Raw genomic sequence first — 26691 nt, 5'->3', positions numbered from 1 at the left:
CCTTCCCCCTTGTTATTGATGTTGCCCCTCGGGCACTAAAACCTCAATGTAATCTGGAAACTCTACAGCCTGCTGCAAATCATGATAAAACACTACTCTTCCTTCCTGATCTGCAGATTGCTGCTTGAAACCGGCAAAGCGATAGCAGATATTCATCATCCGGTTCCTTCCGGTATCCCTGAAGTCCGCAAGCATCTGTTTGCCCTGCTTCTGAGCTTCACGCATGATATACGTTAGCAGCACACTCCCTGCTCCCCTGGACATCACTCTGCAAGACATCAGAAGCATGTTTAGCCGCCATACTTTCTGCTGCATGTGAATAAGTGCAAGCCCAATTTTGCCATACGTCCCGTATTTGTCTTCGAGTTCACACACCAATAACATATGGTCCTGCGAGGTCATCAGTTGATGCAGCTCCTCGTAACTGTAGGTAATTCCCGTTGCATTTAGCTGATTGGTACGAACGGTAAGTTCCTCTGCACGTTGAAGATCATCCTCAGTAGCCTCGTAGATGGAAAATTTCATGCCGAGCGTAGCCAGAAATTGTTCTGAAGGTCCTTCATACTGTTCCTCAGCCTGTTTACGGAGCGTATCCGCCTGATACATCTGCCTTCTGCCCGCAGAGTCGGCTGTAATGAATCGGGGCATCAGCCTTGGGTCATCAAGCATGGCTTCATATTGATCCGCATGAAGTACCTGGATGTCAGCATGTACACTTTGCACCTCTTCCAGTTCAAAAGGTTGATCATCCACAAACAGAATGGCATCCATACCGATATTAATGTTCTGCTGAATCCGCTGAACAGAGACGGACTTCGCATCCCAATGGATTTCGGGATATAGAAAATATTCGGCGATGCCCAGTTCGTTTAGTTTCGCCCAAGCCAGCTCTGCATCATTTTTACTGGCAACAGAATGCAAAATACCTCGCTGGTCCAGTTTTTCAATCACCTCCTTTAAGCCCGGCTTCAGTTGCACATCTGCAGATTCAAGCAAAACCCCATCCCATATGGTGTGGTCCAGATCCCAAACGATACACTTGATATCCTTGAGCTTTTCCATGGTCATGCCACCCTTCATCTTAGTAGGCATAGAATCCTTGACCCGTCTTCCGCCCCCACTGTCCTGCATCAACCATTTTCTGCAACATCGGACAGCATCGGAATTTGGGGTCCTGATAGCTGTCGTACAATACTTTCAATGAATGCACGACCGTATCCAGACCAATCAGATCCGCCGTCTCCAGCGGCCCCATCTGATAATTGAAGCCCTTCTTCATAATGGCATCCACCTGCTCGGGTGTAGCGATTCCATCCTGTACAATGTACGCCGCTTCGTTCATTAACAAGTGCGAGAGGCGATTAGAGACAAACCCGGGCAGATCCTCTATGACAACTGGACTTTTATCAAGAGTCTCCAAAAATGCTACCATCTCATGTTCCGTACCCTGTGTTGTATGATGTCCTTTGATCACCTCCACCATGGATTTAACGGGAACCGGATTCATCAGATGCACCCCAATGACTCGACCTGGGTCAGGCAAAAATGAAGCGAGCTTTGTCACGGAAATACAGCTTGTATTTAGCGCAAATAAAGCATCCGGACGAGCCTTGTGGTATAGTCGTGCGTAAGCTTCCTTTTTCAACTCCAGGTTCTCGGTTACATTTTCAATAATGATACTTGCCTCTTCCACACCTTCATCTTGTGTCTGGAACGAGATTCGTTCCATGATCTGATCCAGGGGCACCTGACCATACCCTTGCTTCAGAAAGCAAGCTGAACGATATTCACGACGTATAACATCAGGAGCGTGTTCGATGACCGACGCCGAAATATCCTGCAAAATTACATGATAGCCAGCCCTCGCGACATCCAATGCCGTGGCGCATCCCATCACCCCTGCGCCAATGATTGCAATGAGTCGATTATGCATACCTAATCACCTCCTTATTGAGCTACCATTAGATCAGCTCGTCGTAGAGCTCTTTCATTTCTGCAAGTGCTGCAGGGACACGCTCACTGAACCAGGCAACATCCTGCATATCAAGCAGGATATTCGGATACATCCGCGAGAGCGTAGATACCAGAATACCGTGCTCAGCAAGCTTGCTATTTAACAAAATATCAAAAGACATCAATTCAAACGTATAATCAGCCGTATCCGTAAGCGGCTCCGTGCAGCAGTGATAAGAAGCACAGCCAGACGGACCCTGAACAATTAAAGGCAGACCTACCTTCACTGCTTCCTGGCAGAGTATGTCATGCATCATCTCAGCGTGGCGGTTCATGCTGTGCATCGCCTGTCCTCCATTGCGGCCCAACATTTCCAGCGTAGCTTTTACAGCAGCTGTACCTAATGGATAGCCATTAAACGTACCCGCATGAATTACTTTTTTGTCTACAAGCAACTTCATGATGTCCGCTCGGCCAACCAAGGCCGACACCGGAACTCCGCCACCGGCGATTGCCTTCCCAAGTGTAGTCAGATCGGGCGTTACACCGAATAACTGTTGGGCACCACCGAGTCCCATACGGAATCCTGTTATAATCTCATCAAAAATGAGCACGACCTGGTACTGATCACATAACTGTCTGACTTTTTGCAGATAACCCGGAGCAGGCATGACTCCGCCTCCATTTACACAAACCGGCTCCATGATTACTGCTGCAATGTCGTCTCCATGCTGGCGAAATAGTTCCTCCAGACGGGCTGCGTCATTCCATGGCAAGAGGTAGGATTGAGATTCCATGGCATCCCTTGCCCTCCCCTTTGTTCCTTTCATGTCACCGGGATAGTCTGAAGGTACAGGCAGACCTGTACGTGCAGTCTTGCCACCCATAATATTGTCCGCATTGCCATGATAATGGCCTTCAAAACGTACAAAGCGATTTTTACCTGTCCACGCCCGGGCAAGACGAAGTGCATTCTGGACAATCTCCGTGCCTGATAACCCAAAACGAATCATCTCTGCTGAAGGTACATATTGATGGATCAGTTCCAGAGCCTCTGCATCCAGATCGCAATGACTTACGGAAAGAACACGGTCAATGGTATCCTTCAGACACTCGTTATACTCCTCGTTGCCGTGGCCAACAATGAGGGCACCAAAGCGGGCATATAGATCCAAATACTCGTTGCCGTTCATGTCCGTCACTCTGCTGCGGGAAGCATGCTTGAAATGGAGCGGCGTCTCTTCCCAAGGAAGGTGAAAATTATAGTGCACACCTCCAGGCAGCCATTGTTTCACCCGCTGATTGTACTGCATCATCTCCGTGATCATCCCTTATCGCCTCCCCCACTTGTCTGGTTTACTGCTTCATATCGATCCAGTAACCTGGACCGATCTTGCGGATCATCCAGCGAATAGGCTGCAGGCAAGGTCTTATTCTCAGCCAGCATATTTCTTACGCTCTGGCCTGGACCGATATCGATCCATACCGTCGCTCCCAGATTTTGAACGCGTGTCAATGCCTGATTCCAGCGAATGGGTTGCAAAAGCTGGCTGCTCAGCAGCTTAGGAATGTCCTCGGCTCCGCGAATGAACTCACCATGGACTGTAGAGCATATGGGAAACATCGGTGCAGAGAAGGAAATTCCTGCAAGCATCTCTTCAAGCTCAGGCTGAATGAACTGCATCAACTCGCTATGATAAGGTGCATCTGCCTTCATTGGCATCATGCGAAAAGGAATGAATTCCCCACCGTAGCCATCCACCTGATCATCCAGCAATTGAAGACCCTTCGCAGTACCTGCGACGACAAACTGTCCCGGTGAATTATAACCGGAGATCGTCACATACTCGTTCTGACGAATATTTTCGACTAATTCTTCAAGCGCTTCTTGGGTTACATCAACAACAATACCCGCTCTTCCTTTTTGCTCCTGAATGGAGCGATGCATCAATGCACCACGCTGAGCTGTAAAACGGATCCCATCAACAAATCGCAGTGCTCCCGCCGCTACTAAAGCCGAAATCTCCCCCAAACTGTGACCTACTGCATAATCTGGAGTCATCCCAGTCCGGCGAACAAATGAGTCAAATAAAACGTAGCTTGCTGTCAGTACAGCAGGCTGAGCATATTCAGAGACCGTCAATTGATCCAGGGTCCCTTCCATAACCAGTGCCTTCAAATCAAATCCGATCACCTCGCTCGCTTCCGCAAAGATCTGATTCGCCTCCGGCTCACTGTCCAACAACTCGCTGCACATTCCGATATACTGGCTTCCCTGGCCGGGAAATAGCGCACAGAACGTCATACGCTGCCGCCACGCTTGTAATAGGCTTTTAATCCGTAATGCGAGATCATCTCCTGCTGCATCTGAGAAGAACCTTCAATAATCTCCAGAATTTTGGCTTCCTTATACAACCTGGCAACAGGATATTGGTTACTAATTCCGTTCGCACCATGAACCTGTAGCGCATCACTTGCAACTTCAACAGCAACTTTGGACGTAAAATATTTGGCGATCGTTGTCTCCATGGCGGCCTGCGGGTCCTTGGCTTCTCTCAGCTCGGCTGCCCGTAAACATAATGCTCGTGCTGCATGGACTTTTGTCACCGCATCTCCAATCATGCCGCGAATCAGCTGAAAATGACTCAGCTTCTGGTCAAATTGCTTCCGCTTCCTTGAGTAAGTCACCATGGCATCCAGCGCTTCCTGCGCAATCGCCAGCCCTGCCCAGGCAATGCTATATCTGCCTTGGTCCAGCGCCCCGGTTACGATGTACTCAAAACCTTCATTCAGACGTCCAATAATGTGATTCTTTGGTACACGCACCTCATGGAGATCAATCTCAGCTATACCTGTCTCTCCCGCAACCATGACACCTTCAATAGGTTGGGTCTGTACACCCTCAAACTGGCGTTCGACCCAAAAAGCAGTGCTTCGTCCCTGATTCGAGGCAATAATGATAAATACATCTGCCAGATGTCCAAATGTGATCCACTTCTTTTTTCCATTCAAAACATAACAGTCCGATTCTTCTCTCCACTCGGTCTTTACACTTTTGGCATCTGAACCAACTTCCGGTTCAGTCAGGCCAAAGGCAGCAATCCATTCTCCCTTCACCAACTTGGGCAGCCAGGACGATTTTTGCTCAGGCGTTCCGAAACGTACCAAAGTTTCACTTACAAGTGAAGTATGTACCGTTAACAAGCTGCGAACGGCTGGAAGAGCCTTGCCAAATACTTCAGTCAACAGCCCGTACGCCTTAGGGCCGAGACCCATGCCGCCATATTCAGCCGGGATCGAGGCAGCCAAGTAACCTTTTTCAGCCATGGCACGGATCAATGTTCTGGGAATGGCTTGCTGCTCTTGAATCTGTTGAGCATAAGGACGAATTTCACGGGCAGCAAACAATTCAGCTTCATGAATGATCTCTTGCTCTACATCCACTTCAATCATTCGGCAACCCCCTCTTGAAGAAGAGATTCATTGAGATAAGCGGCGAACTCGGCAATTGTTTTGTATTCAAACAACGCAACCGGACTGATGTCAACTTGAAGATGCTTACGCGCACGGTTAATGATCTTGAGCGCCTGCACAGAGGAGACACCAATTTTCAAAAAATTCATCTCTTCATCGATATCCTCTGGCTCCTGATTCAACGCTGCAGCAATCTCGCTTTTGAGAAAAAGCTCAATTTCTTCTTTTGTCATATCATGACCTCCGTTCCCTGATTCACATCTATCCAATGTACATACGGCTCGAATGGATGTGCTGGCAGATGTACAATCTGGCCAGAGCCATTCGGATGTAACTGTTCCCAATCCAGCGCAGCACCACGTACATAAAGCTGTCCCAGCAATAAAGCAAGCTGATCCTCCATGGTAAGTGTCGGCTCGGTAGACAGGCGGATGAAGCTCTCCTTGCCACTGTATTCAAGCTGCTGCACTGTCGTCTGATCGGCAGCAATCATAATTACAATGTCGGCGTTTGCCATCTTGCCAGGTGTGTCTTGCAGACTGTCTAACGTCACTCTGTTGTTCACTGGAATGGATTGGCTTGCATGAGCGCTGTGATGTTCCTCGCCATCCAGACGTAAACTGGATACAAGTTCCTCTCCTGCAGCTATTCCTCGAATCTCCTGAATGGAAGGGACCAAACGTACAAGTGTCTCAAGCAAGGTCACCCAGTAGTTCAAGGTTGATACCGTATCTTCATTAGAATCGTCTGACCGGATTACCTTACGAGCTTGAGCTTCATCTTCTCCGCGAATCTCATGCCCCCCAACCACAATATTGACACGAGCAGCTCGGTTTCTAGGCTTGAAGCCAAATTCCATCTCTTCGATGTTCCACTCTCCGGTTGAGCTGACAGTTACTGCTGCACGATACCGATAATGTTTTCTATATCTGTTCCGGGTAAAACAAAGATCCTCTAGTGCCAAGTCCGCATGTTTCTTCACATATTGCTCCGTGTTATCAATCAGCTTTTTTAAAGCCTGCTCTGATTTTGCAGAGAACGTTAACAACTGGCCGCGCGCCGGGGCATCTGCACGGACAGGGGCTTTCCATTCCTCCAGCACAATGTGGGCATTCGTACCTCCCAGGCCAAATGAACTGATGCCTGCCTTCCGTGTTTTTCCTTCAGGTACATCCCACGTTTTATGCTCGCTAACGATATGGAACGGCGATTGCTCCAGTCGGAGGGCCGGATTCGGATTATCCATATGCAGACTTGGTGCCAGTTCCCCATGCTGCATACTGAGCAGAACCTTGGCAAGACTGGCTCCACTGGAGGCTGCAAATAAATGACCAATATTGGTTTTGACTGAACCTAATCCAATCGAATTATCGCTTGTATATCCCTTTTCCCGGAACAGTCGGAGCAAGGCATTCACCTCAATTGGATCTCCAATTCTTGTCCCCGATCCATGTGCTTCAATATAAGAGACCTCGCTCGGGTTTAGGTTGGCATCGCGATAAGCGGCACGGAGTACCTCATATTGCCCCTGAGGGTTGGGTGCCATAATGCCCAGGGAATATCCGTCGTTATTCACCGCTGTCCCGCGAATCACACCATAAACATGCTTATTGTTGCGAATTGCCTCTGTTAGCGGCTCCAGATATACAACAACAGCACCTTCTCCCAAGACTGAACCATCTGCTTCCCGGTCAAATACCTTCGTATGTTGAGTGGAAGAACAGATTCCAGCATTGCGTGATAGTTGATGAACATGCGGTGTAGCCAAAATGTTCGCTCCACCTACAACTGCCCCAGAGATACGCTTGTCCTGAATGGCCGCCACAGCTTGTGTCAGTGCTACCAGAAAAGAAGAACATGCTGTATCTATGGACAGTGCCGGGCCTGTAAAATTGTACATGTGTGAAATGGAGGCCGCTGCTATATTGGACATATTGCCTACCATAGCGTGAGAATGAACAGCCTTTCCAAGACTCCGGTTCATATAATCAATAACCAGATCGAAGTATGTGCTTGGGTTAATCCCTACATACACACCCACATCACGCTTATCCTCATGATCCACGAGCATACCTGCATCCTCCAGCGCCTCATGAGCAACTTCCAGCAGCTTCCGATGCTGCGGATCCATAAATGCAGCTTGTTCAGACGGGATTTCAAAGAACTCATGATCAAACGTATCCGGTTGCTTCAGTTCCCCAATCCAGTCATCCCAACCGGGTTGCTTGGAACGTGTTGCACGCTCTAAACTAACCCGGTCAACACTATCTAACCCGTTAACCAGATTGCTCCAGAACTGCTCTTGGGTGTCGGCATCAGGCAGACGCAGAGACAGTCCGGTAATAGCAATAGCACGATGTACATTCAGGTGATTATCTGTGGTTTCAGCTTGTTCAAAGTCCTTCGTTTCTGCTGGAAGTTCCTGCAGATATTCCACCATCTCACGTACTGTACTGCAAAAAACAAGTAGTTCTTGTCCTAATTCACGTCCCATATGTGCAGACAGCTTGTCAAGTAATTGATAAGAGAGAATGGAATTGCCTCCAAGTGCGAGAAAAGAAGTATCCTTCTCAATCTTTTCTACGGGCAATTGAAGAATTTCGGCCCAGGCTTTACGTACGGTATACTCCAAAGACGATGCGGAAACCGTCTCGTGTCCTTGCTGTTGTGTGTTTTCGCGAATCAGCTCTTCAATGGCCTCGATGTCCTTGGTAAATACTCCACGCTCATATTCGTTTCTCAGCATGAAGCGCTGGACCTTGCCACTCGTCGTTTTGGGAATAACCTTGATTGGGAGAACATGGGTGATCTCAATACCCAATCCAGCCCTCATACGTTGGATCAGATCCTGTCGTACATCCAGGAACTGTGGAGTTCCTGATTTGTATTTAACAAATACAAGCAGCTCTTCTACTTGTTTGAGGCTGTTAAAGTGCCCGACTACCGTCAGATTGCCTCTCGGAATGCTGCTATTCTGGTACAAAATTTCTTCAAGATCATGTGCATAATGGTTCTGTCCCCGAATAAACACAATGTCCTTGATCCGTCCGCTTACAACCAGGGAGCCATCAGCCATATAACCCAAGTCTCCAGTGCGAAGCCACCCATCCACATACATTTCACGATTGATCTCCGGGAGACTGTAATATCCGGAGGTTACCGATTCCCCACGAATCTGGATTTCGCCAACGACCCGCTCATCCAGCACTTCACCCTGTTCATCCGCAATCCGGATTTGAATCCCTGTCATGGGATATCCTTCATGAACAAATTCGATCACATCCGAAGTATGGCTATCACTGCTAGGCAGCTGGACTGGCACAGCCAGTCCTTCCTGCACCAGCCGCGAACGTGAAATACGTTCAATTCGCGGCTCTTCCCCCAGTCTGGAGGTACATACACCTACTGTCGCTTCGGCCATGCCATACGCAGGAAACATCATATTGGGACGATAGCCACAAGAGCTGAATTTTTTGACAAATCGCTCGATAACAGACGTTGATATAGGCTCTGCACCATTCAAGGTCATACGCAGTGAAGACAGATCCAGCGTTGAGAGCTTGGAATCCGGGATCTTCTGCACCATCCATTCGAAACCGAAATTGGTACAGCAAAACCATTTTCCCTGATGCTCCGTAATCTTGCGCAAGAACAGATAAGGCGACCGGACGAAGGTATAAGGTGACATCACCATAATGTTGGCTCCACTCAGGACGGGTGTCAGATGCTGTCCAAATATCCCCATATCATGCGTATGCGGCAACCAGGTAAACACATTATCTCCTTCTTCAGCTCCAAGAAAAGTTTTGCATGCAATACTGTTGGCGATAATATTGTGATTTGTTAACTGCACACCTTTGGGAATTCCCGTGCTTCCTGATGAGAATTGCAGAAACACAATGTCATCAGGAGAGGTTGGGCATAGATCAGCCATCTTCTGGCCTGCTTGAAGCTGGTTCACACTAATCAACATAAGACCTTTGAATACCGGACTTTCCGCAAGCTGCTTATACTTAGGCATGTAGGCTTCCTCGACGATAACGACCGGACGCCCGAGTACCTCCCACACTTTCGTGAATTTCTCCAGACCGGCTGAGCCTGGTTCCCAGGCAGCCGGAGGACTAACTGGGGCGACAATAATGCCCCCCAGCATACAAGCCCAAAAGGTACGGTAAAATTCCTGTGACTGGTCAATTTCCAAAATAACGACCTGTCCTTGTTGAATGCCTTGCTCCTGAAGAGACTGCAGGTACTTGCGCGCCTGCATCAGTAATTCAGGATATGATTCAAACTGTTCGTCACCTGAAGAGCTGATATAGGTCATTCCCTTTTCTGGATGAGTATCTGCAATGTAGATTAGCATCTCAGCCACTGTTGAATAATGCTCTGGCACAATCAGCTCGGGTCCTCGCTGTATGGATTTACTGGACATGTTGCACCTCCATTGCCTCATTGTGAACTACCACTTTCACATCGCTACCAAGCTTGTCATCAATCAGCTGTTTCATACGTTTGATGTCCAGACCAGTCTGACAGGCCAGATGTACGTACAGACACTCTTCGTCGTAGCGAATAACCCATTCGAATTGGGCGAGTGCCGAATTCGAATCTTGGTCATCCGACGACTGAGACGACATTGGGATCGCTTCGCTGCTGGAGATGAAGCCTTGATAATTAAACAGAATCATCTGACGCGGCTCCTGTTCTGCTTGCCTGTAGGCAGTTCCCAATTGTTCATGTATGCCACCATATTGTGCCAAGAGGGAAGAATCATGTGTAAGTGCCATAAAGTTAATGCTGTGTCGCTTCGTAAATTCCAGACGTTCTAACAGATCTTCTTGTGTGAATTCACTGTCTACTAGCACTGGAATCAGATCAAGGAATTCTCCCACATAATCGTAGTAGGATTCTTCGCCATACTCCCTTCCGTAATGCACCAGGGTTATTGGCAATTGGCTTATGTTCAGATAAGCCGCAATGATGTTGGCAAAAGTTTCAAAGCATGTCCACCAAACATCTGCAGGCTCTTTCCCTGCAAGGGACAACTCGACAGTCATCGCTGAAAGCGACAATGTTTCTGTTTCCTTCAACTTGTTCATGACGATAGCGTTACATCTATTCCATGCCTGAAGTGAAAATTGTTTCTTCATTTCATCTTCTGATACCCCTATGGGGCCTTGAGACAGAAAACTTACATAATCCTCATAATTTCGTACTTGGTACAGAAGATCACTCTCGATCTCTACACCTTGCGGTCTATATAATGCCTTCGTCTCAAGTTGCTGCTTGATGATTTGGGCACTCATACCATCAAACGCAAGGTGATCAAAACTCCAAATCAGCTTATGCTCTGTGGCTCCTGTACGCAAAATACACAGACGCCATGGTAGTTCCTTCAACGTATACGTTTTGTGTAACAGAGACTGAACCAGTTTGTACTCCAGCTGCTCCATTGTAGCCAAAGCATAATGACGAATATCAAGATACGGGATAAGCTGTTGCAGCATGTCGGCCGCTAACGTCATATTACATGGATGCCAATACAATTGTTCTTCCTCATATATTATGCTGTGCAGCAACTGATGCCGGGATATAACCCCAAGAATCAGGTGTTTTACAGCTTGTTCATTCAATTCGCCTTCCAGCGTTGTTGTAAATCCGCTTGCTCGTGAAGTCGTAGAAGCATGTGCTTGTTGAATTGGAGATAGTGGGAATTGACCCATAGGGGTCATGCCCGCCATAAAAGATGAAACCTGATTGCAGCTGTTTAAGACATGCAGGACCAGGCTGTTCAGTTGTTTCTCATGAAGTGTTATGTCCTGTGGTATGACTATCGGGGACTGAATCTGCAGGCTATCTTCGGACCAAACTGACGCCGGAGGATTAATGTCTACTAATTTGGCAAGTCCTCTAACTGTCGGATATTGGAATAATTCGTTCACATTGATGGCAATTCCTTCTTTTGACAAAATTTGAGTGAATGCAATCGCTTTGAGCGAATGCCCCCCATTTTGAAAGAAGTGATCTTCCACACCAATGCCCGGATTACCCAGGATCTGTCGCATGGCGGCAAGAATGACACGCTCCGTTTTTGTCCGAGGTGAACTCACTTCCAGAGATCTCTGCTGCTCTTCAACCAAATGCTCGGTCAATGCTCTTCGGTCCACTTTGCCATTGGCATTAATCGGAAGATGATCCATTCGAATAATTCGTGCAGGCACCATGTACTCTGGCAGTTGCTGGTGAAGTTCTCTTCGAATATACTCAACATCTGCCCCAGTATTGCTTGTATAAAAAGCGGCAATGTATAAACTTCCTGATGGTTCTGTAACTGTCATGACAAAGGCATCACGAACTCCAGAAAGACGCTCCATGCAATTGCCTATCTCTGATAACTCAATGCGGAAACCTCTAATCTTGACCTGGAAATCCGAACGTTCAATAAAAATCAGACTGCCGTCAATCAAACGTTTGACGATGTCACCTGTCCGATACATTCGTTCTCCCTTGCGGAAGGGATCATCAAGAAAGTGTTTTCGGGTAAGATCCTCACGGTTAAGATATCCAATACCTACCGCATCCCCACTGATATACAGTTCACCCGGAACGTTGGGTGGCACAGGCTTCAGCTCATCATCCAGAACATACAAGGCTGTGTTAGACAGGGGATAACCTATAGGCAGCGAGCCAGTATAAGGCTCTGTTTCCTGTAATAAGTGGTAGGAGGCAAAAAAGGTCGCTTCCGTTGGCCCATATCCATTTAACAGCCTGCCCGGCCCCACACATGCAAGCGCTTTGTTGGCATGACTCACCGATGCAGCTTCACCACCAAACATCACTCTACGCACATTCTTCAAGCAATCAGCATCCCAATCCACCAGCATATTAAACAAGGATGTCGGAATATAAAATACTGAAATCCGTTGCTGCCGGATGACATCCGCCAAACGAGCCATATCCAAAATGGTCTCTTTTGAGATTAATACAAGAGTAGCGCCGTTTATTAATGAAGCAAAAATATCGAAAATGGAACCGTCAAACGCATAGTTAGAAATTTGCAGGATACGATCCTCTGGCACGACGGTGACAAAATTGCTATTTTTCATGACTTTGGTCACATTGCGATGACTCATCACAGTCCCTTTCGGGGTTCCTGTTGACCCTGATGTATAAATGATATAAGCCGGGTCAAGAGCGGTCATGTTCATATCTTCAACGAGCTCCTGCATATCTCCTGAATCAAATGCTGCCAGTTCATCTGCCGGCACGATACAAGGAACTACAGATTGCCATGTGGAGGCATACGCCGTTTCAGTCAATAACACAGCCGTATCGCAATCTTGCAAAATAAATTCAATTCTCGATGGCGGCGAAGCCGGGTCAATCGGAACATAACTGCACCCCACTTTGAGTGTAGCAAGGATACTGATCATCTGGATCGGTCCACGGTCCAGAATGAGAGCAATACTAGAGCCTGATTTTACCCCTTGTCCAAGCAACCTGGACGCCAGCCACTGAACACGTTCATACAGATCCGCATAGCTCCATTCACCGTCTTCCCAGACCAATGCTGTCTTCTGTGCATGCACATGAACTTGTTCCTCGAATAATTGGGAAATAGTCGCATCTCGCGGGTACTCAACGGCATTATCGTTGACTCCGTACAGCAGCCAGTCCTCTTCCTCCGGTGTAGTGAGCTTAATCTGTCCAATTCGTTCATTATCCCCTGTTGTGATCTGAGACAGGATATACCGGAATTTATCCAGCATCCGTTCCATGGACTCCGCTTTAAACAAATCCGAGCGATAGTCAAGTTCAACCGTGTAACATTGTTTATGTTCGACCAGTGTCCAAGTCAGATCAAATTTGGCATCCACCTTACCTTCGACCCATGGTTCAAGCATCAGTTCCCCGGCTTCAGGATCATCGGTTCCCATATTAATGTAATTTAGCACCACATCAAATAGGGGGTTGCGGCTTAAATCACCGAATAGTCCAAGTTGTTCCACCAGTGATTCATAAGGATAGTGTTGATGCTCATAACAGGATAACAGCTTGCCACGCATCTCCTCCAAATACGCCTCTATGGACCATTCTCTGTCCATGCTGGTGCGAATGGCGAGCATGTTCACGAACATACCCATAACGTTATTGAGTTCTGGCTTCTCACGCCCCGCAACCGCTGTACCTACGACCAAGTCGTCTTGACCTGTATACTTCCAGATTAATAGATTCAAAGTTGCCATGAACAACATGTAGGGTGTAAGCCCTTGTTGAGTACAGAAATCATTGACCTGTGTACTTAACGACTCACCAAGTTCAATGGAACGTCTGTCTCCGCTGTAGGATGACGCGCCATGTCTTGGGAAGTCTGTAAGCAATTCAACCGTTGCAGGCATGTCCTTGAATTCCCGTATCCAAAACTCGGCGTCTTCAACAGATTGTCCATGTGACTCAGCTTCAGCACGCCATTCCGCGTAATCCTTATACTGAATGTCAAGAGATTGCAATGTTTCTCCTCTATACATGCGAGCAAAATCCTGCATCAGGATAGCAATGGAACTCTGATCCGAAATGATATGATGCATGTCGATGAATAAGATGTGTTCCTCTTGAGAAAGGCGAATGAGCTTAACACGAACCAATGGTGCGTTGGTCAGATCAAAAGGCTTGATCCATTCCATGACCTGTTCTAACCCTGCTGTTTCCAATTCCAGCAACTCCACAACGCTTGGAACCCGATCCTCGATAACCTGGAAAAGCTCACCGTCAATCATTTCAAATCTGGTACGGAATGCTTCATGTCTCTCTACCAGTGCATCCATTATTAATCTGAATTGGGTAGGGTCAAGTTTTCCCCTTACCATATAAGAGCTGGCGAGATTGTACGCCGTACTCTCACCTTTCATCCACTCATGCACCACATACATTCTTCGCTGTGCAGAAGTGGTCTTGTATTTCTCTTTCTTAGGTACAGGCAAGATTGGGTTCACTGAATCAGAGTCACTTGTAGCCTGATGTTCAGCAATCCATTGAACCATGTGTTCAAACACAGAATGATCAAAAACCTCTTCCAGCCCCAAATTTAATCCAAACATTTCTTTAATCCTCGACGCCAAGGAAATCGCTTTTAAAGAATGACCTCCAAGCTCAAAGAAATCATCCTCAAGGCTGACTGCTCCATCACCAAGCAACTCCTGCCACAATTGCGACAATACATGCCTTATCTCATCATCAGTCCGTTGAACCCTGACTTTCCCAGCTGGAGATTGGTCTAATGCTGCGATAGAACCCGCTGCAACCTGTGACATACCTGCAAGCTGATACAATGCAACATCATGTTGATGAACAATGGGGTCAAAGGAATACGTCGGCAGGGAGAATTTTTGCCTATGCCCCGTACCGTCTAACTGTTCCCAATCCAACTCCATGCCAGAGCACCAGCAAAAAGCAAGTACTTTCATTAAATACACGTCTGCCTCAAGCAAGCTCTGACGATCTCCAGTAAGAGCAATGATGTTTGACTCTGATAATGAATCCGGGGCTATTTGTTCTGTATCCTGCTGCTGATTCGAAACGATCCACAACGTATGCCCAGCAGATTCAGAAAGCGTCCTGCGATTTAGCAGCGTAAACAGGAAATTTGGAGATAACAGTGGTGCAATACTCGACGCAAGGTCTGTTACAGTTGCATCTGTCATCCTTCCAGTCAAAGCATCTGACAATGCTCCTTCTTCTAGTGACCAATGCTCCAGATTGTATAGAAGCCCCACGGCATGTACTGGATCAAGTGCATCACTAATAACCAACCCCACCAGTTCGCCAACGCCTTGTCCACAGACAGCATCCGGCTTGATACCAAGCTGCATCACGGTTTTATAAAGAGCATATTGCACAACAAAGCACTGCATGCGCTCAAGCCTTGAATCGGTTAACGATCGCCCTATGCCTTGGCGAATGGCATACTGTTCCTTGGACTCAAAGAGGTTCAGTATCTCTTCAAAGTGCTGTTTGAATATCTCTGAGACCTGACTGCGATACACAGAAGCGTATAGTTCCCGAATCTTGCGCGCTTCCCAACTTACATTCCCGCTAAGGTAAAACATGACCTTAGGCTTCCCATTCATCACACTTGCCTGTGTCTCGAACTCTACAGACTGCTCGCTTGGCGGAATATAACCATCTACAACGATCAGCGCTTTACGATGAATGAATCTGCTTCTTCCCTTCTGTAGCGTCCACGCAGCATTGGACAACTGCTCTGGCAATGCATGGATCGCCTGTAGAACCGAATCGTACGTGCGTTCCAGCGCAGATTCACTCTTGGCCGAGAAGGGCAGCAGAAGCAAAGATTCATACTTGGCTTGGCTCTCTTGGACGGGCGGTTGCTCCAGAATGACGTGAGCATTGGTCCCCCCGATCCCAAACGAACTGACACCTGCTCGCAGGATACGCTTCGCGTCTTCTAATGGCTGTGGCTCCTTGTTGATATAGAAGGGACTATGCTCCAGCTCCAACATCGGATTCGTCCGATTCATGTGAATCTGTGGCGGAACCACCCGGTGGTAAAGCGTCAGTACGGTTTTAATAAAACCGGCGACACCTGCTGCCGCATCAAGATGCCCAATGTTGGCTTTCACAGAACCTAGAGCACAATAATTTCTACGATCTGTTCCCCATGACTGCCTGAGCGCTTCAATTTCAATCGGGTCCCCCAGTTTGGTTCCTGTTCCATGCGCCTCCAGATAGGAGATCTCTTTTGGAGACACTCCCGAACGATGAAGGGCAGATTGAATAACCTTGACCTGCCCGGCCACACTCGGTGCCATATATCCAATTTTGTCCATGCCATCATTATTAATCGCTGAACCTTTAATGACTGCATAGATATGATCTCCATCTCTCTGCGCGTCGCGGAGTGACTTGAGCACAACCATTCCGCATCCATTACCAGACACAGTACCAGATGCCTGCTCATCAAACGGTCTGCAATGACCATCTTTTGAATAAATCATGCCTTCATGCCAGTGGTAACCTTCTTTGAGCGGATAGGAGATAGAGACACCTCCCGCAAGTGCCACATCACACTCCCCCCGAATCAGCGATTCAGCAGCTTGATGGATAGCGACCAAAGAAGTTGAACATGCGGTCTGTACGGCCATACTCGGCCCTCTCAGATTTAATTTGTGAGATACTCGGGTTGTAATATAGTCCTTTTCATTTAAAGTCATGGCTTCAAAAGCCTGTAGCAAATTACCGGAACGACCGAGAAATTGCACCATCCATGGTAAGCTCAGTCCACTTCCGGCAAACAATCCTATAGCTCCCTCATAACTGTAAGGGTCACACCCGGCATGCTCAAGCGCCTCCCATGAGCACTGATGCAGCAACCGGATTTGCGGATCCATCATGTTGGATTCCTGATGCGGATATTCGAAAAATCCGGAGTCAAAATACTCAGTATCTTGCAGTACACCTTTGGCACGTACATAATCAGGATGTTTGAAGTCTTCCGGTCGTACACCCGCAGCGGTTAGATCCTCCTCATTCAGACGGGTGATACCGTCCTTTACCTGCCATTAGGTTATCCCAGAACTCCTCAATATTTCTTGAGCCGGGAAAATGCCCTGCCATACCAATGACTGCGATATCCGACGAAGAAGAAGTTCTGCTACTGTGTTCTGAAGCAAACGGGATACTCTGTTCCAGTCTGCTCTGCTCCACTTTGCTGTGTCCAACTGTGCTCATCACATACTCTTTTGGAGCTGTTGTTGGCTCCGGGTTCGTAACAGGATATCCAGCCGAAGCGATATGTCCGCTCTCCTCTTGTACCTGTTGTGTAACTGTCGGCAGCATCTGCTCAGCCACCAGATGATTGACCAGTGATGCAATGGAGGAATGCTCAAACAATTGCACCAGCGGAACGCTTTTATCCAGATAGGTATTCAGGCGATTATTGATCAGAATAAGCCCCAGCGAGTTACCTCCGATGTCAAAAAAGTGATCATGGATATTAACCGTATCCAGATTCAATATTTCCTTCCACGCTGCAATGAGCATCTGCTCCAGATCAACTTTTGCCCGCTCGATTCCTTGAATCGATGAGCCATAAACCAGAGCCGGGTTAACCCTCTCTGCCGTTTCAAAATCAACCAGACGAAGGGCATTGCGATTCAGTTTGCCATTAGGCAGCACAGGCAGATTTTCCAGACGAATCAAGCGAGAAGGCATCATGTACTGTGGAAGCCGCTGCTTTAACCAGGTCCGAAGCTGTACGTCTTCATCCCCCATAATGGAAGGCCCAATCCCAGGCTTCAGACTGTAGAAAAGGATTAATTGCAATGAATGTGGCTCGGCCCCTTCTACCTTAACGACAGCCTCTCTTACACGTTCATAATTCATCGCTGCTTGCTCAATCTCGTTCAGTTCAATCCGGTAGCCCCGAATCTTCACCTGCTGATCCAAACGTCCCATCAACTCAACATCCCCATCCGGCAGTATACGGGCCAGATCACCAGTTCGGTACAAACGGCCTCCCAAAACATTGGAGTTTGCAATGAATCGGGCATCAGTCTCAGCAGCATTGTGCAAATAACCGCGGGATAATCCTTTTCCTGCAATGCACAGCTCTCCATAACTTCCAGGTGGCAGTATTTCACCTTCATCATTCAGAATATAAATCTCTGTATTGGTAATGGGCTTGCCAATGGTAATCGCGGCTGTGTCATTCAATTCTTTTGTCGTTGACCAGATTGTAGTTTCCGTTGGTCCATACATGTTAAAGACTCGAGCGGGCGTAAGCCGCTTCAGATCGGTGAGGAGTCCCACAGGGACATTTTCCCCTCCAGTAAGAACACACCGCAGATTGCCCAGCGCCTGAGCGAATTCCGAATTTTCGACAAATGCCTTAATGCGTGAGACAGTGCTAAGAATGTGCGTAACACCATGTTCACGTATTCGACGTGAAGCAAGAGCCGGGTCAAGCTGCTCCTGCTCATTGGCCAGATACAGCGAATATCCGGTACATAACGGTGTCCACACTTCAAATCCGAAAATATCAAAAGATATGGTCGTTACACTGATGATGCGATCTGTCTCATGTGCAAAAATATGTCGGTGCTTGATGTCCTCAACAAAATTGACCATCGCCTCATGAGTAATCATGACCCCTTTGGGACGACCCGTCGATCCTGAGGTAAAAATCACACAGGACAGGTCCGAAGACAGGAAGCTTACGTCCGGGTTAACGGATGAGCGCACATCCTCGGCAGTTGGATCATACACGAATCGCTCTCCGCTAAAAGTCACTGTACCTTCTTCATCAGGCGTACACAGCAATACGTTCATTCGGCTATCTTCGATCATATTCACGATGCGCTGCGGCGGAAAAGTAGGGTCCAGGGGCACATAAGCCGCCCCAGCTTTCAGCACCGCCAATAGCATAATGATCAACGATTCATCTCGTCTGGATAATATGCCTACAGGTTCATCCCGGCGCACACCTTGATCAATCAGCTTCCAAGCCAGCGTATTAGCTTTTTCATTAAGCTGCCTGTAGGTAAAAGAGGCTCCGGATGATACAAGGAGAGCTTTCTTGTCTGGCGTGTGTTCTGCCTGCTGCTCGAACAGCCGATGCAGACCCACCGCAGGATTGTAATCCAGACGTGGACCAGCAAGACGATGGACTGGGTGCTCATGAGAACGTTCGTTTCTCTCAAACAGTTCGCTCAGAGACAGGTCAGGCTGTTGTACAACCTCTTGGCAGAGTCCGATAAACTCCTGCATCATACCTTCAACTGTGTCCTGGCGGAACAGATCCAGCGAGTATTCGATATATCCTTCAATCACCTGCTTCTCCCTGTTTTCTTGACAGGTCATTAACAGATCATAAGTAGACGTACCTGTCTCCACCGGAAAAGAACTGAATTGCAACCCATGAAGTTCAAGTCCATGCAAATCCATGTTCTGATAATCGAAACAAACATCAAATACCGGATTTCGGTTCAACTCACGTGTCACGCCCAGTTGTGCCACAAGCTCATTAAACGGATACTCCTGATACGCAAAAGCATCCAGTGTATGTTGTTTAAGTTCGCGTAAAAAATCAGTGTACGTACGATCAAACGTTGGAAAATTCCGCATCGCAAGCATATTGACAAACATGCCTACCGTCTCTTTCCACTCCTCTTGCATCCTTCCTGCAACAGGCGTTCCTACCACAATGTCCTGCTGACCTGAGCGGCGTGCAAGAAGAAGATTCCACACACTTAGCATTACCATATACATGGATGCTTCCGATGAGGAAGCCAGCTCGTGCAAGTGTTGTGTTAACGAACGATTCAACGTGAAATGGAGACGTCCCCCTTGCATGGATCGCTGTGATGGACGCTTCTGGTCAAGTGGAAGCTCCAGCACAGGTAAAGAAGAGCCAAGATGGTCCAGCCAGTACGTTTGATGTAAATTGTATTCATTTGAAGCGAGACGCTGCTGCTGCCATACCGCGTAATCTTTGTACTGCAATCGGGCTGCATGCTCTTTGCCAAAATATAAATCATTGAAGTCACGAGTAATGATTTCGACAGATGTACCATCCGCGATAATATGGTGAATATCAAAGAATAGCAGATGCTTGCGCTCGCCTATTTTAATCAGTTCAACCCGCATAAGCGGAGCACTCCCCAGATCAAAAGGACGAATCAATGTCTCGATCATCGCAGGCAACTCTTGCTCATCTGCCACATGCTGCTCTGCATAGCCCATACTTAAGCGAACCGAAGGTTGGATGATCTGAACGATCTGACCACCCCGTATCTCAAACGATGTTCTGAGCGCCTCATGATGCTGCATCAACTTCTGCAAAGCAGCCTCAACTCTTATACGGTCCAATTCACCTTCAATAATGGTTGCAGACGGTAGGTTGTATGCCGTATTGCCTGGATCAAGCATCGCTTGTGTGAACATACGCATCTGTGCAGAAGAGATCGGATACGCATCCATAGTGGGTGCAGATTGAATTATCTGTTGGTCCACTTTGGGTTTCGCCATGACATAGAGATGCTCCGCCAGTTGAATAGGCGTTGAATGATTGAAAACATCTGCTACCTCAGGCTGAATTCCTAAATGAGACCGGATCCATGCAGACAAGCTGACTGCTTTGAGAGAATCTCCTCCGACCGCAAAGAAATTAACCTCTTCATCTAGATCATCGATGCCAAAAATCGTTCGATATGCGTCCAGGACAATCTGTTTCAGTTGGTCTGAACCACCAGTATAAACTGTCCCTTTTACTAGAGTAGAGCCACTTCCCTTACCCTGCTCTGCATGCTGCCTATCATCCCCGGTACCCATTCCGTCCACTGCTGATGAGCCAGAAAAAGAAACACTGACAGGATAGGATTGTTTGTTGAAAACATAAGTAGGCAGAGAGCATTTGCGTCGTACCGTCTGCCCTTTGAGTACCTTCCAGTCCGGTTCAATGCCTTCGCACCATAACTCCGCAAGTCTGCGGTTCACATAGATACTATCCTGCTCTGTTTCCCTTACGTGACGCAGCATATTCAGTACCGTCTGGGAATCTCTTGATTGACTGTGCTGTCTGGCAAAGGAACTTAGCGTTCGTCCTGCACCTACTTCAATTAATACTGCCCGCTCATCCTTCAACACTTCAGCCAGGTTTGATTCAAACAACACCGGCTGTAAAATATGGCGGGACCAATAGTCAGGTTGTGTGATTTCATCTCTAAGCGCCCATGTTCCACTGGTGTTGGATAGTAATGGGATCTGTGGCGTATGAAGTGAATGCTCTGCTAGATAACGTCTAAATTCCTCGGCGGCCTGATTCATCATTGGCGTATGGAATGCATGGGAAGTCTTCACACGAATGCACTTCCAGCCCAGTCCCTCAGCCTTGGCTTCCATCCGTGAAATGGCTTCAGCTGTCCCACCAATCACACTGGAACCTGTAGTATTCACCAGGGCAAGCCACATGTCTTCCTCCAGTTGTGACTTCACCTGCTGTGCATCCGCCATAATGGCAAGCATGACCCCGGGTTGTTGTTGCTGCATCAGACGTCCGCGAAGTCGAACTAACTTGACAGCATCTCCGAGTTCGAATACACCCGCTACCGCTGCGGCTGCCAATTCACCAATGCTATGCCCGATCATGCCATCTGGCTTGATGCCCAGATCCAGCAGCGACTTGGCCAGCGCATAACTTGTCATGAACAGTGCAAATTGGCTGTACTCCGTCTGGTTTATTCGCTCAGGCTGCTGATCCCCGTATACAACAGACAGCATATCTTCTCGTTCTTCCGCAGGCAGAAGGTCCAATATTTCCTGAATATAACTTCTGAAGATTGGAGCCAGGCCTGCTTGCTCTGTAGATCTGTATAGTTCTGCACCCATTCCCTGATACTGACTGCCCTGTCCGGGGAACATAAAGTATACGGGACGGGTACCTTGAGCCGAATGGTATACGCGTGCTTTCCCCAGCTGCTGTATCAGCTTGTCGGGATTATCCTTCCAAGTCTTATCCAGAATGAGTGCCTTACGATACGCAAAAACAGATCTACCTGATTGCAAGGTCCACGCTGCGTTCGACACAGATTGATCCGGCTGCTGACTCAGATGTTCCATAATCCGTTCAGCGGTGCGGTTCAGCGAGTACTCTGTTTTGGCGGAAAAAAGCAATATATTTACGTCATCATCCGGACTGCACTTCTCCATCTCGGGAGCCTCCTCCAATACCATGTGAGCATTCGTGCCCCCCACACCAAATGAATTGATTCCTGCGCGCATGACTCCAACATTGCCCTGTTTCCAGTCCACCCCTTGTGCATTAACTTTAAAAGGCGTATTCAAAAAATCAATTTTGGGATTAGGCTGCTCATAATTCACTGTTCCAGGGATATAACCTTGTCCAAGACTGAGCGCTACCTTGATTAAACCAACCACACCTGCGGCTGTATCCATATGTCCCACATTGCCTTTGACCGAACCCAGATAACAAAATTGCTTTTGGTCGGAAGCAAAGGCCCGAGTTAACGAGTTTACTTCAATTGGATCACCAAGCAACGTTCCCGTACCATGTGCTTCGATATAACTCACCGTTTCCGGGTCTACTCCGGCTACCTTATAAGCATCCTGAATGACTTCAGCCTGTCCGCTTACGCTTGGAGCAAGAAAACTGAGTTTCTCTTGTCCGTCATTGTTAATTGCTGAGCCTTTGATGACCCCGTAGATATGATCTCCATCCCGCAGAGCATCGGTTACCCGCTTCAGCACCACAATTCCCATACCATTGGAGAAGACGGTTCCACTGGCTGCCGCATCAAATGGACGACAGTGTCCATCTGTGGAGAACATCATGCCATCCTCAAATATGTAACCCCCTTCATTGGGCAACTCCACGGTGATCCCACCAGCCACAGCCACATCACATTCTCCAACGATCAAAGATTGACATGCCAGATGAGGTGTAACCAATGAAGTAGAACATCCCGTAAGAGCGGTATAGGCCGGCCCTTTTAAGTTAAGCTTATAAGCCATTCGGGTAGCGAGAAAATGATTGGTGCTGAGCGTAAATGCTTCGTATTTACTGCTATAGTTAGCATCGTTAAAAAGCACTTGACGGTACCATTCGAAGTCATCGGACCCGCCAAGGAACACACCCACCTTACCCGCTTCATCCGGTCTGCAGCCTGCATCCTCCAGTGCTTCCCATATTCCCTGATACAAAAGTCTGAATTGGGGAGACATCATTTTGGCTTCACCGGGAGTATAGTCAAAGAACCCTGCGTCAAACTCATCGATGCCGTTGGCACGTCCTTTTGCCTTGACATAACGAGGTGAACGCAGCAGCGCTTCCTCCACGCCAAGCTCCCTCAATTCATCATCACTATAAAAGTGAATGCTTTCCCGCCGTTCAACAAGGTTACTCCAGAACTCCCTTATATCCTCAGCGCCCGGCACATTCACCGCCATGCCCACAATTGCAATGTCCTCAAGCATAATGCCGTCTTTTCGTTGAAACAATTGTTCCCTTTCAGTCGGTATCCGAACTCCCTCATCTTTTGGTCCCAGCGCGGCAAATTGACGCAATGTCGGGCATTCGAAAAAACGAGGAACAGGGAACTCCACATCGGTATAATGCTTTAGTTTATTGTGAGCCTGAATGACAGAAAATGAATTTCCGCCCAATTCAAAGAAATGGTCATCGCGCCCTACTCTCTCAACCCCGAGCACTTCGGCCCACACTTCGGCTATAACCTTCTCAAGTTCAGAAGACGGGGCGCTATAGAACGTACTGGATGCGTGGGCATGCGTGATATCTGCCATGAGTGCCTTCCGGTCAATCTTCCCACTGCTATTCAATGGAAATTCGGATTTATGTACAAAAACGGATGGTATCATATATGCCGGTAACGAACGAGACAGATGCTCTCTCAATTCGACAGAAGGCAGCTCCTGCTCTGACAGATAGTAGGCATACAGCAAACCGGACCTACCTTCAAATGATTTCATGACTACCACGGTCTGAATGACACCTGGATAGGATGACAGGGTATTCTCAATTTCGCCTGTCTCCAGTCTGGCTCCCTGAATTTTAACCTGAAAATCAATACGTCCCAGATATTCGATCGTACCGCTTGGGAGTGAACGTACCAGATCCCCTGTGCGGTACATGTACCTGAAATGCTCTGCGTCCTGTCCTTCTTGAAAGAAAGGATTAGGGACAAACTTCTCTCGGGTCATCTGTTCCAGATTCAGATATCCACGTGCAAGCCCAACACCGCTAAGACAGAGCTCCCCTGGGATACCTAACGGCTGAAGCTCATCATGATTTCCGACGACATACCATCTGGACTCATTGAGCGGGTAGCCAATCGGTACATTGCCCAAGCCTTCGTAATGGCTTAATGGATAATGAGAAACCCATATGGTGCATTCGGTTGGACCATATACATTTTCAAGACTTGCTCTAATGCCTAACCTGTTAAATTTCTCAATGATGTCTGGCGTGACTGCCTCTCCGCCAACAAACATCCATTTCAGCGTTTCCAATGCTGACAGATCGGAGCGAAGCTCCATCGTTTCCAGAAAAAGACGGAATAACGTTGGAACAAAGTTGATGTGGGTCACCTTATGTGATGCCACCGTAGATACAATACGAGCAGGGTCTTTTTCTGCTCCAGGCTCAAGAATGCTTAGTGCGCCTTCACCCATGAACCAGCCAAAAAGTTCCGTGGCCGACACATCAAAGGTATATGCTGTTTTCAGCAAGTAAACATCCTGCGCCTGCATTGGAAAACGACGCTCCAGATCAAGCAGTGTATTGACTACGCTATGATTTTCAACCATGACTCCTTTTGGCTTGCCTGTTGATCCGGATGTGTACATGATATAGGCAAGGCTATGCGGATTCAGCGCCTCTTCGAGATTTGAGGCATCCCCCGTATAGGCCTGATCGCCCTCAACGTAGATGTACTGGATATCCAGAGTCTCGTCATCTTTTTCGGGCTGCATAGCCAGCACTATGGATATGTCTGCATCCGATATAATATAGGCCTTTCTGGACAAAGGATAGGAAGGGTCTACAGGCACAAAAGCACATCCGGCTTTTAATACAGCCAATAGGGCAATGACCATATCCGAGGAACGTGGCATCTGCACGCCGACTGCCGCGTTATCACTTTTTTTACTCGCAACGATCTGCCTAGCCAATTGATTCGCTTTTGCGTTGACCTGCGCATAGGTCTGATGCTGTTTCCCTTCCATTAGAGCTACCCGCTCCGGGAAACGTGCTACTTTATCGTGAAATATATCCATAATATGTTGTGGAGTGTAGGGAAAATAAGAAGTTTGATTGAATCGGTACAGTAGGTTTTCTTTCTCATCCTGCATCAGGAGGCTGAATTCACTGATTTTTTGATCAGAATTGGTTACTAGTTGATTCAGCAAGTATAGAAATCGTTGGCCCATTCGCTCCATTGAATCTTCACGGAACAAGCTCGGTTTATATTGCAGCTTCAACTGAGCACCTTGCGGTAAACGACTCAACACCACCATTAGATCTCCTGGAAACGTAACCTTATCCTGATCCAGAATACGAGTTCCGAGGATATCTTCCTCATAGGAATCATAAACAAAGGAGATATCAAACAACGATGGTGATCCGGGTTGAGCCTGTAACATGCTGTCTCTGACAATGAGGTTATTGGGATATCCGATGTTCCTGTACGTATCCATCCAGGTTGTGGCTACTTGTTGCAGCAGAGGTTTTAGAGTTGATTCGAGGTCAATATGGAATCGCATAGGCAACATATGGACAAAACATCCAATCGTTTCTTCCAAGTCCATACCGGGACGATGAGAATATGGGGAGGCAAAGGTGATATCGTCTGTACCGACATATTTACTCATAAGAATGCCAAAGGCACCCATAAAGAACATAAAAACGGTTACTTCATTATCTTTGGACATCTGTGTAATATCAGCCATTAACGATTCCGAAATATCAAATCGCAGTTCATGACCAATCCCTTCTTGCACAGAACCTGCTGGAAAGTCGTGCTTTAGAGAAAGAGGTTCCGCTCCCTTCATTTTGTTTAACCAGTATTCCCGCTCTTTGGAGTACTTGTTTTCGTGCAGTTTCTTGTTCTCTGCCTCAACATAAGAGATGAATCCTTCATCCAGCTTGACATCCACAGGCTGATCTTCAAGAAGACACGTATATGACTGGATAAGTTTGTTTCTCATCAGTTCAAGCGATATGCCATCACATATTAAATGATGAATACATAAGGTCAGAATATATCGGCTTTTATCCATCTGAACAATCATTATACGGAACAGAGGACCTTTCTCCAGCTCAAAAGGTGTCCCGATGCATTCATCCACCAGTGCTTCTAACTGTTGTTCCTTTGGATTCTCCTGGTTCTCGCTACTTAGGTCCCACAAGGCAAGTGAATAATCCATATCTTCATGAACGGATAACACGGGTACATCATTTTGAATCTCAATCCGAGTACGCAGCACCACTTGCTCATACATAAGCAATTCGATGGCCCGGCGAAATATCTCCATTTGAAGATGATCAAATTGCATTGAAGCTGAGATGTTATACGAAGTGGGATCATTCACCTGACAATCAAAATAGATTCCCTTTTGTGTTTCGGAAAGTTCAACGGTTTTTTGTACCATCACGACCACACCTCATCGTTTAATTGAGATTCAAGCTGTGTAAGGCAAAAAATCAGTTACAGC

The 26691-nt window shown here is 47.4% G+C and carries 9 protein-coding genes; all 9 read right to left on the bottom strand.

What is annotated here, in order from left to right:
- Window positions 1-12: 12 nt before the first annotated feature.
- The 9 genes from QF041_RS29345 to QF041_RS29305 are packed head-to-tail and all read right to left on the bottom strand — an operon-like array spanning window position 13 to window position 26628.
- The gene (locus QF041_RS29345) at window positions 13-1062 is read right to left on the bottom strand and encodes an HAD-IIIC family phosphatase (protein ID WP_307416669.1); all 1050 of its coding nucleotides are present in this window, start codon (window positions 1060-1062) and stop codon (window positions 13-15) included.
- Between the two features lie 19 nt (window positions 1063-1081).
- Entirely contained in the window at window positions 1082-1933 is an 852-nt protein-coding gene (locus tag QF041_RS29340) for a 3-hydroxyacyl-CoA dehydrogenase family protein (protein WP_307416668.1), read from the bottom strand.
- Window positions 1934-1961: 28 nt separating this feature from the next.
- A complete protein-coding gene (locus QF041_RS29335) occupies window positions 1962-3281 on the bottom strand; it encodes an aspartate aminotransferase family protein (RefSeq protein ID WP_307416667.1) in 1320 nt (439 codons plus the stop codon).
- Window positions 3278-4258: an ACP S-malonyltransferase gene (locus QF041_RS29330; RefSeq protein WP_307416666.1), complete on the bottom strand. Its 981-nt coding sequence runs from the start codon at window positions 4256-4258 to the stop codon at window positions 3278-3280. The genes QF041_RS29335 and QF041_RS29330 overlap by 4 nt, the downstream gene beginning before the upstream one ends.
- Window positions 4255-5406, bottom strand: a complete 1152-nt coding sequence (locus QF041_RS29325) for an acyl-CoA dehydrogenase family protein (protein ID WP_100526996.1) — start codon at window positions 5404-5406, stop codon at window positions 4255-4257. Before QF041_RS29325 ends, QF041_RS29330 begins: the two co-directional genes overlap by 4 nt.
- Window positions 5403-5660 (bottom strand): acyl carrier protein, encoded by a 258-nt coding sequence (locus QF041_RS29320; RefSeq protein WP_036668520.1) that lies wholly within the window; start codon window positions 5658-5660, stop codon window positions 5403-5405. Before QF041_RS29320 ends, QF041_RS29325 begins: the two co-directional genes overlap by 4 nt.
- Window positions 5657-9859, bottom strand: coding sequence for a beta-ketoacyl synthase N-terminal-like domain-containing protein (locus QF041_RS29315; protein WP_307416665.1), 4203 nt, complete (start codon window positions 9857-9859; stop codon window positions 5657-5659). The genes QF041_RS29320 and QF041_RS29315 overlap by 4 nt, the downstream gene beginning before the upstream one ends.
- Complete coding sequence (locus tag QF041_RS29310; protein ID WP_307417081.1) at window positions 9849-16979, bottom strand: non-ribosomal peptide synthetase; 7131 nt, start codon at window positions 16977-16979, stop codon at window positions 9849-9851. Before QF041_RS29310 ends, QF041_RS29315 begins: the two co-directional genes overlap by 11 nt.
- Window positions 16972-26628 carry a non-ribosomal peptide synthetase/type I polyketide synthase gene (locus QF041_RS29305; RefSeq protein WP_307417080.1) on the bottom strand — a complete coding sequence of 3219 codons (9657 nt, stop codon included), beginning with the start codon at window positions 26626-26628 and terminating at the stop codon, window positions 16972-16974. Before QF041_RS29305 ends, QF041_RS29310 begins: the two co-directional genes overlap by 8 nt.
- Window positions 26629-26691 lie beyond the last annotated feature (63 nt).

Source organism: Paenibacillus sp. W2I17 (assembly GCF_030815985.1).
GTDB lineage: Bacteria > Bacillota > Bacilli > Paenibacillales > Paenibacillaceae > Paenibacillus.
The sequence above is the reverse complement of the archived record's forward strand: the minus strand, read 5'-3'. Positions and strand labels throughout refer to the sequence as shown.

Excerpts from the sequence above, each read along its gene's own strand:
- QF041_RS29345 (WP_307416669.1), bottom strand. The coding sequence starts at position 1,062 with ATGGAAAAGCTCAAGGATATCAAGTGTATCGTTTGGGATCTGGACCAC.
- QF041_RS29340 (WP_307416668.1), bottom strand. The coding sequence starts at position 1,933 with ATGCATAATCGACTCATTGCAATCATTGGCGCAGGGGTGATGGGATGC.
- QF041_RS29335 (WP_307416667.1), bottom strand. The coding sequence starts at position 3,281 with ATGATCACGGAGATGATGCAGTACAATCAGCGGGTGAAACAATGGCTG.
- QF041_RS29330 (WP_307416666.1), bottom strand. The coding sequence starts at position 4,258 with ATGACGTTCTGTGCGCTATTTCCCGGCCAGGGAAGCCAGTATATCGGA.
- QF041_RS29325 (WP_100526996.1), bottom strand. The coding sequence starts at position 5,406 with ATGATTGAAGTGGATGTAGAGCAAGAGATCATTCATGAAGCTGAATTG.
- QF041_RS29320 (WP_036668520.1), bottom strand. The coding sequence starts at position 5,660 with ATGACAAAAGAAGAAATTGAGCTTTTTCTCAAAAGCGAGATTGCTGCA.
- QF041_RS29315 (WP_307416665.1), bottom strand. The coding sequence starts at position 9,859 with ATGTCCAGTAAATCCATACAGCGAGGACCCGAGCTGATTGTGCCAGAG.
- QF041_RS29305 (WP_307417080.1), bottom strand. The coding sequence starts at position 26,628 with ATGGTACAAAAAACCGTTGAACTTTCCGAAACACAAAAGGGAATCTAT.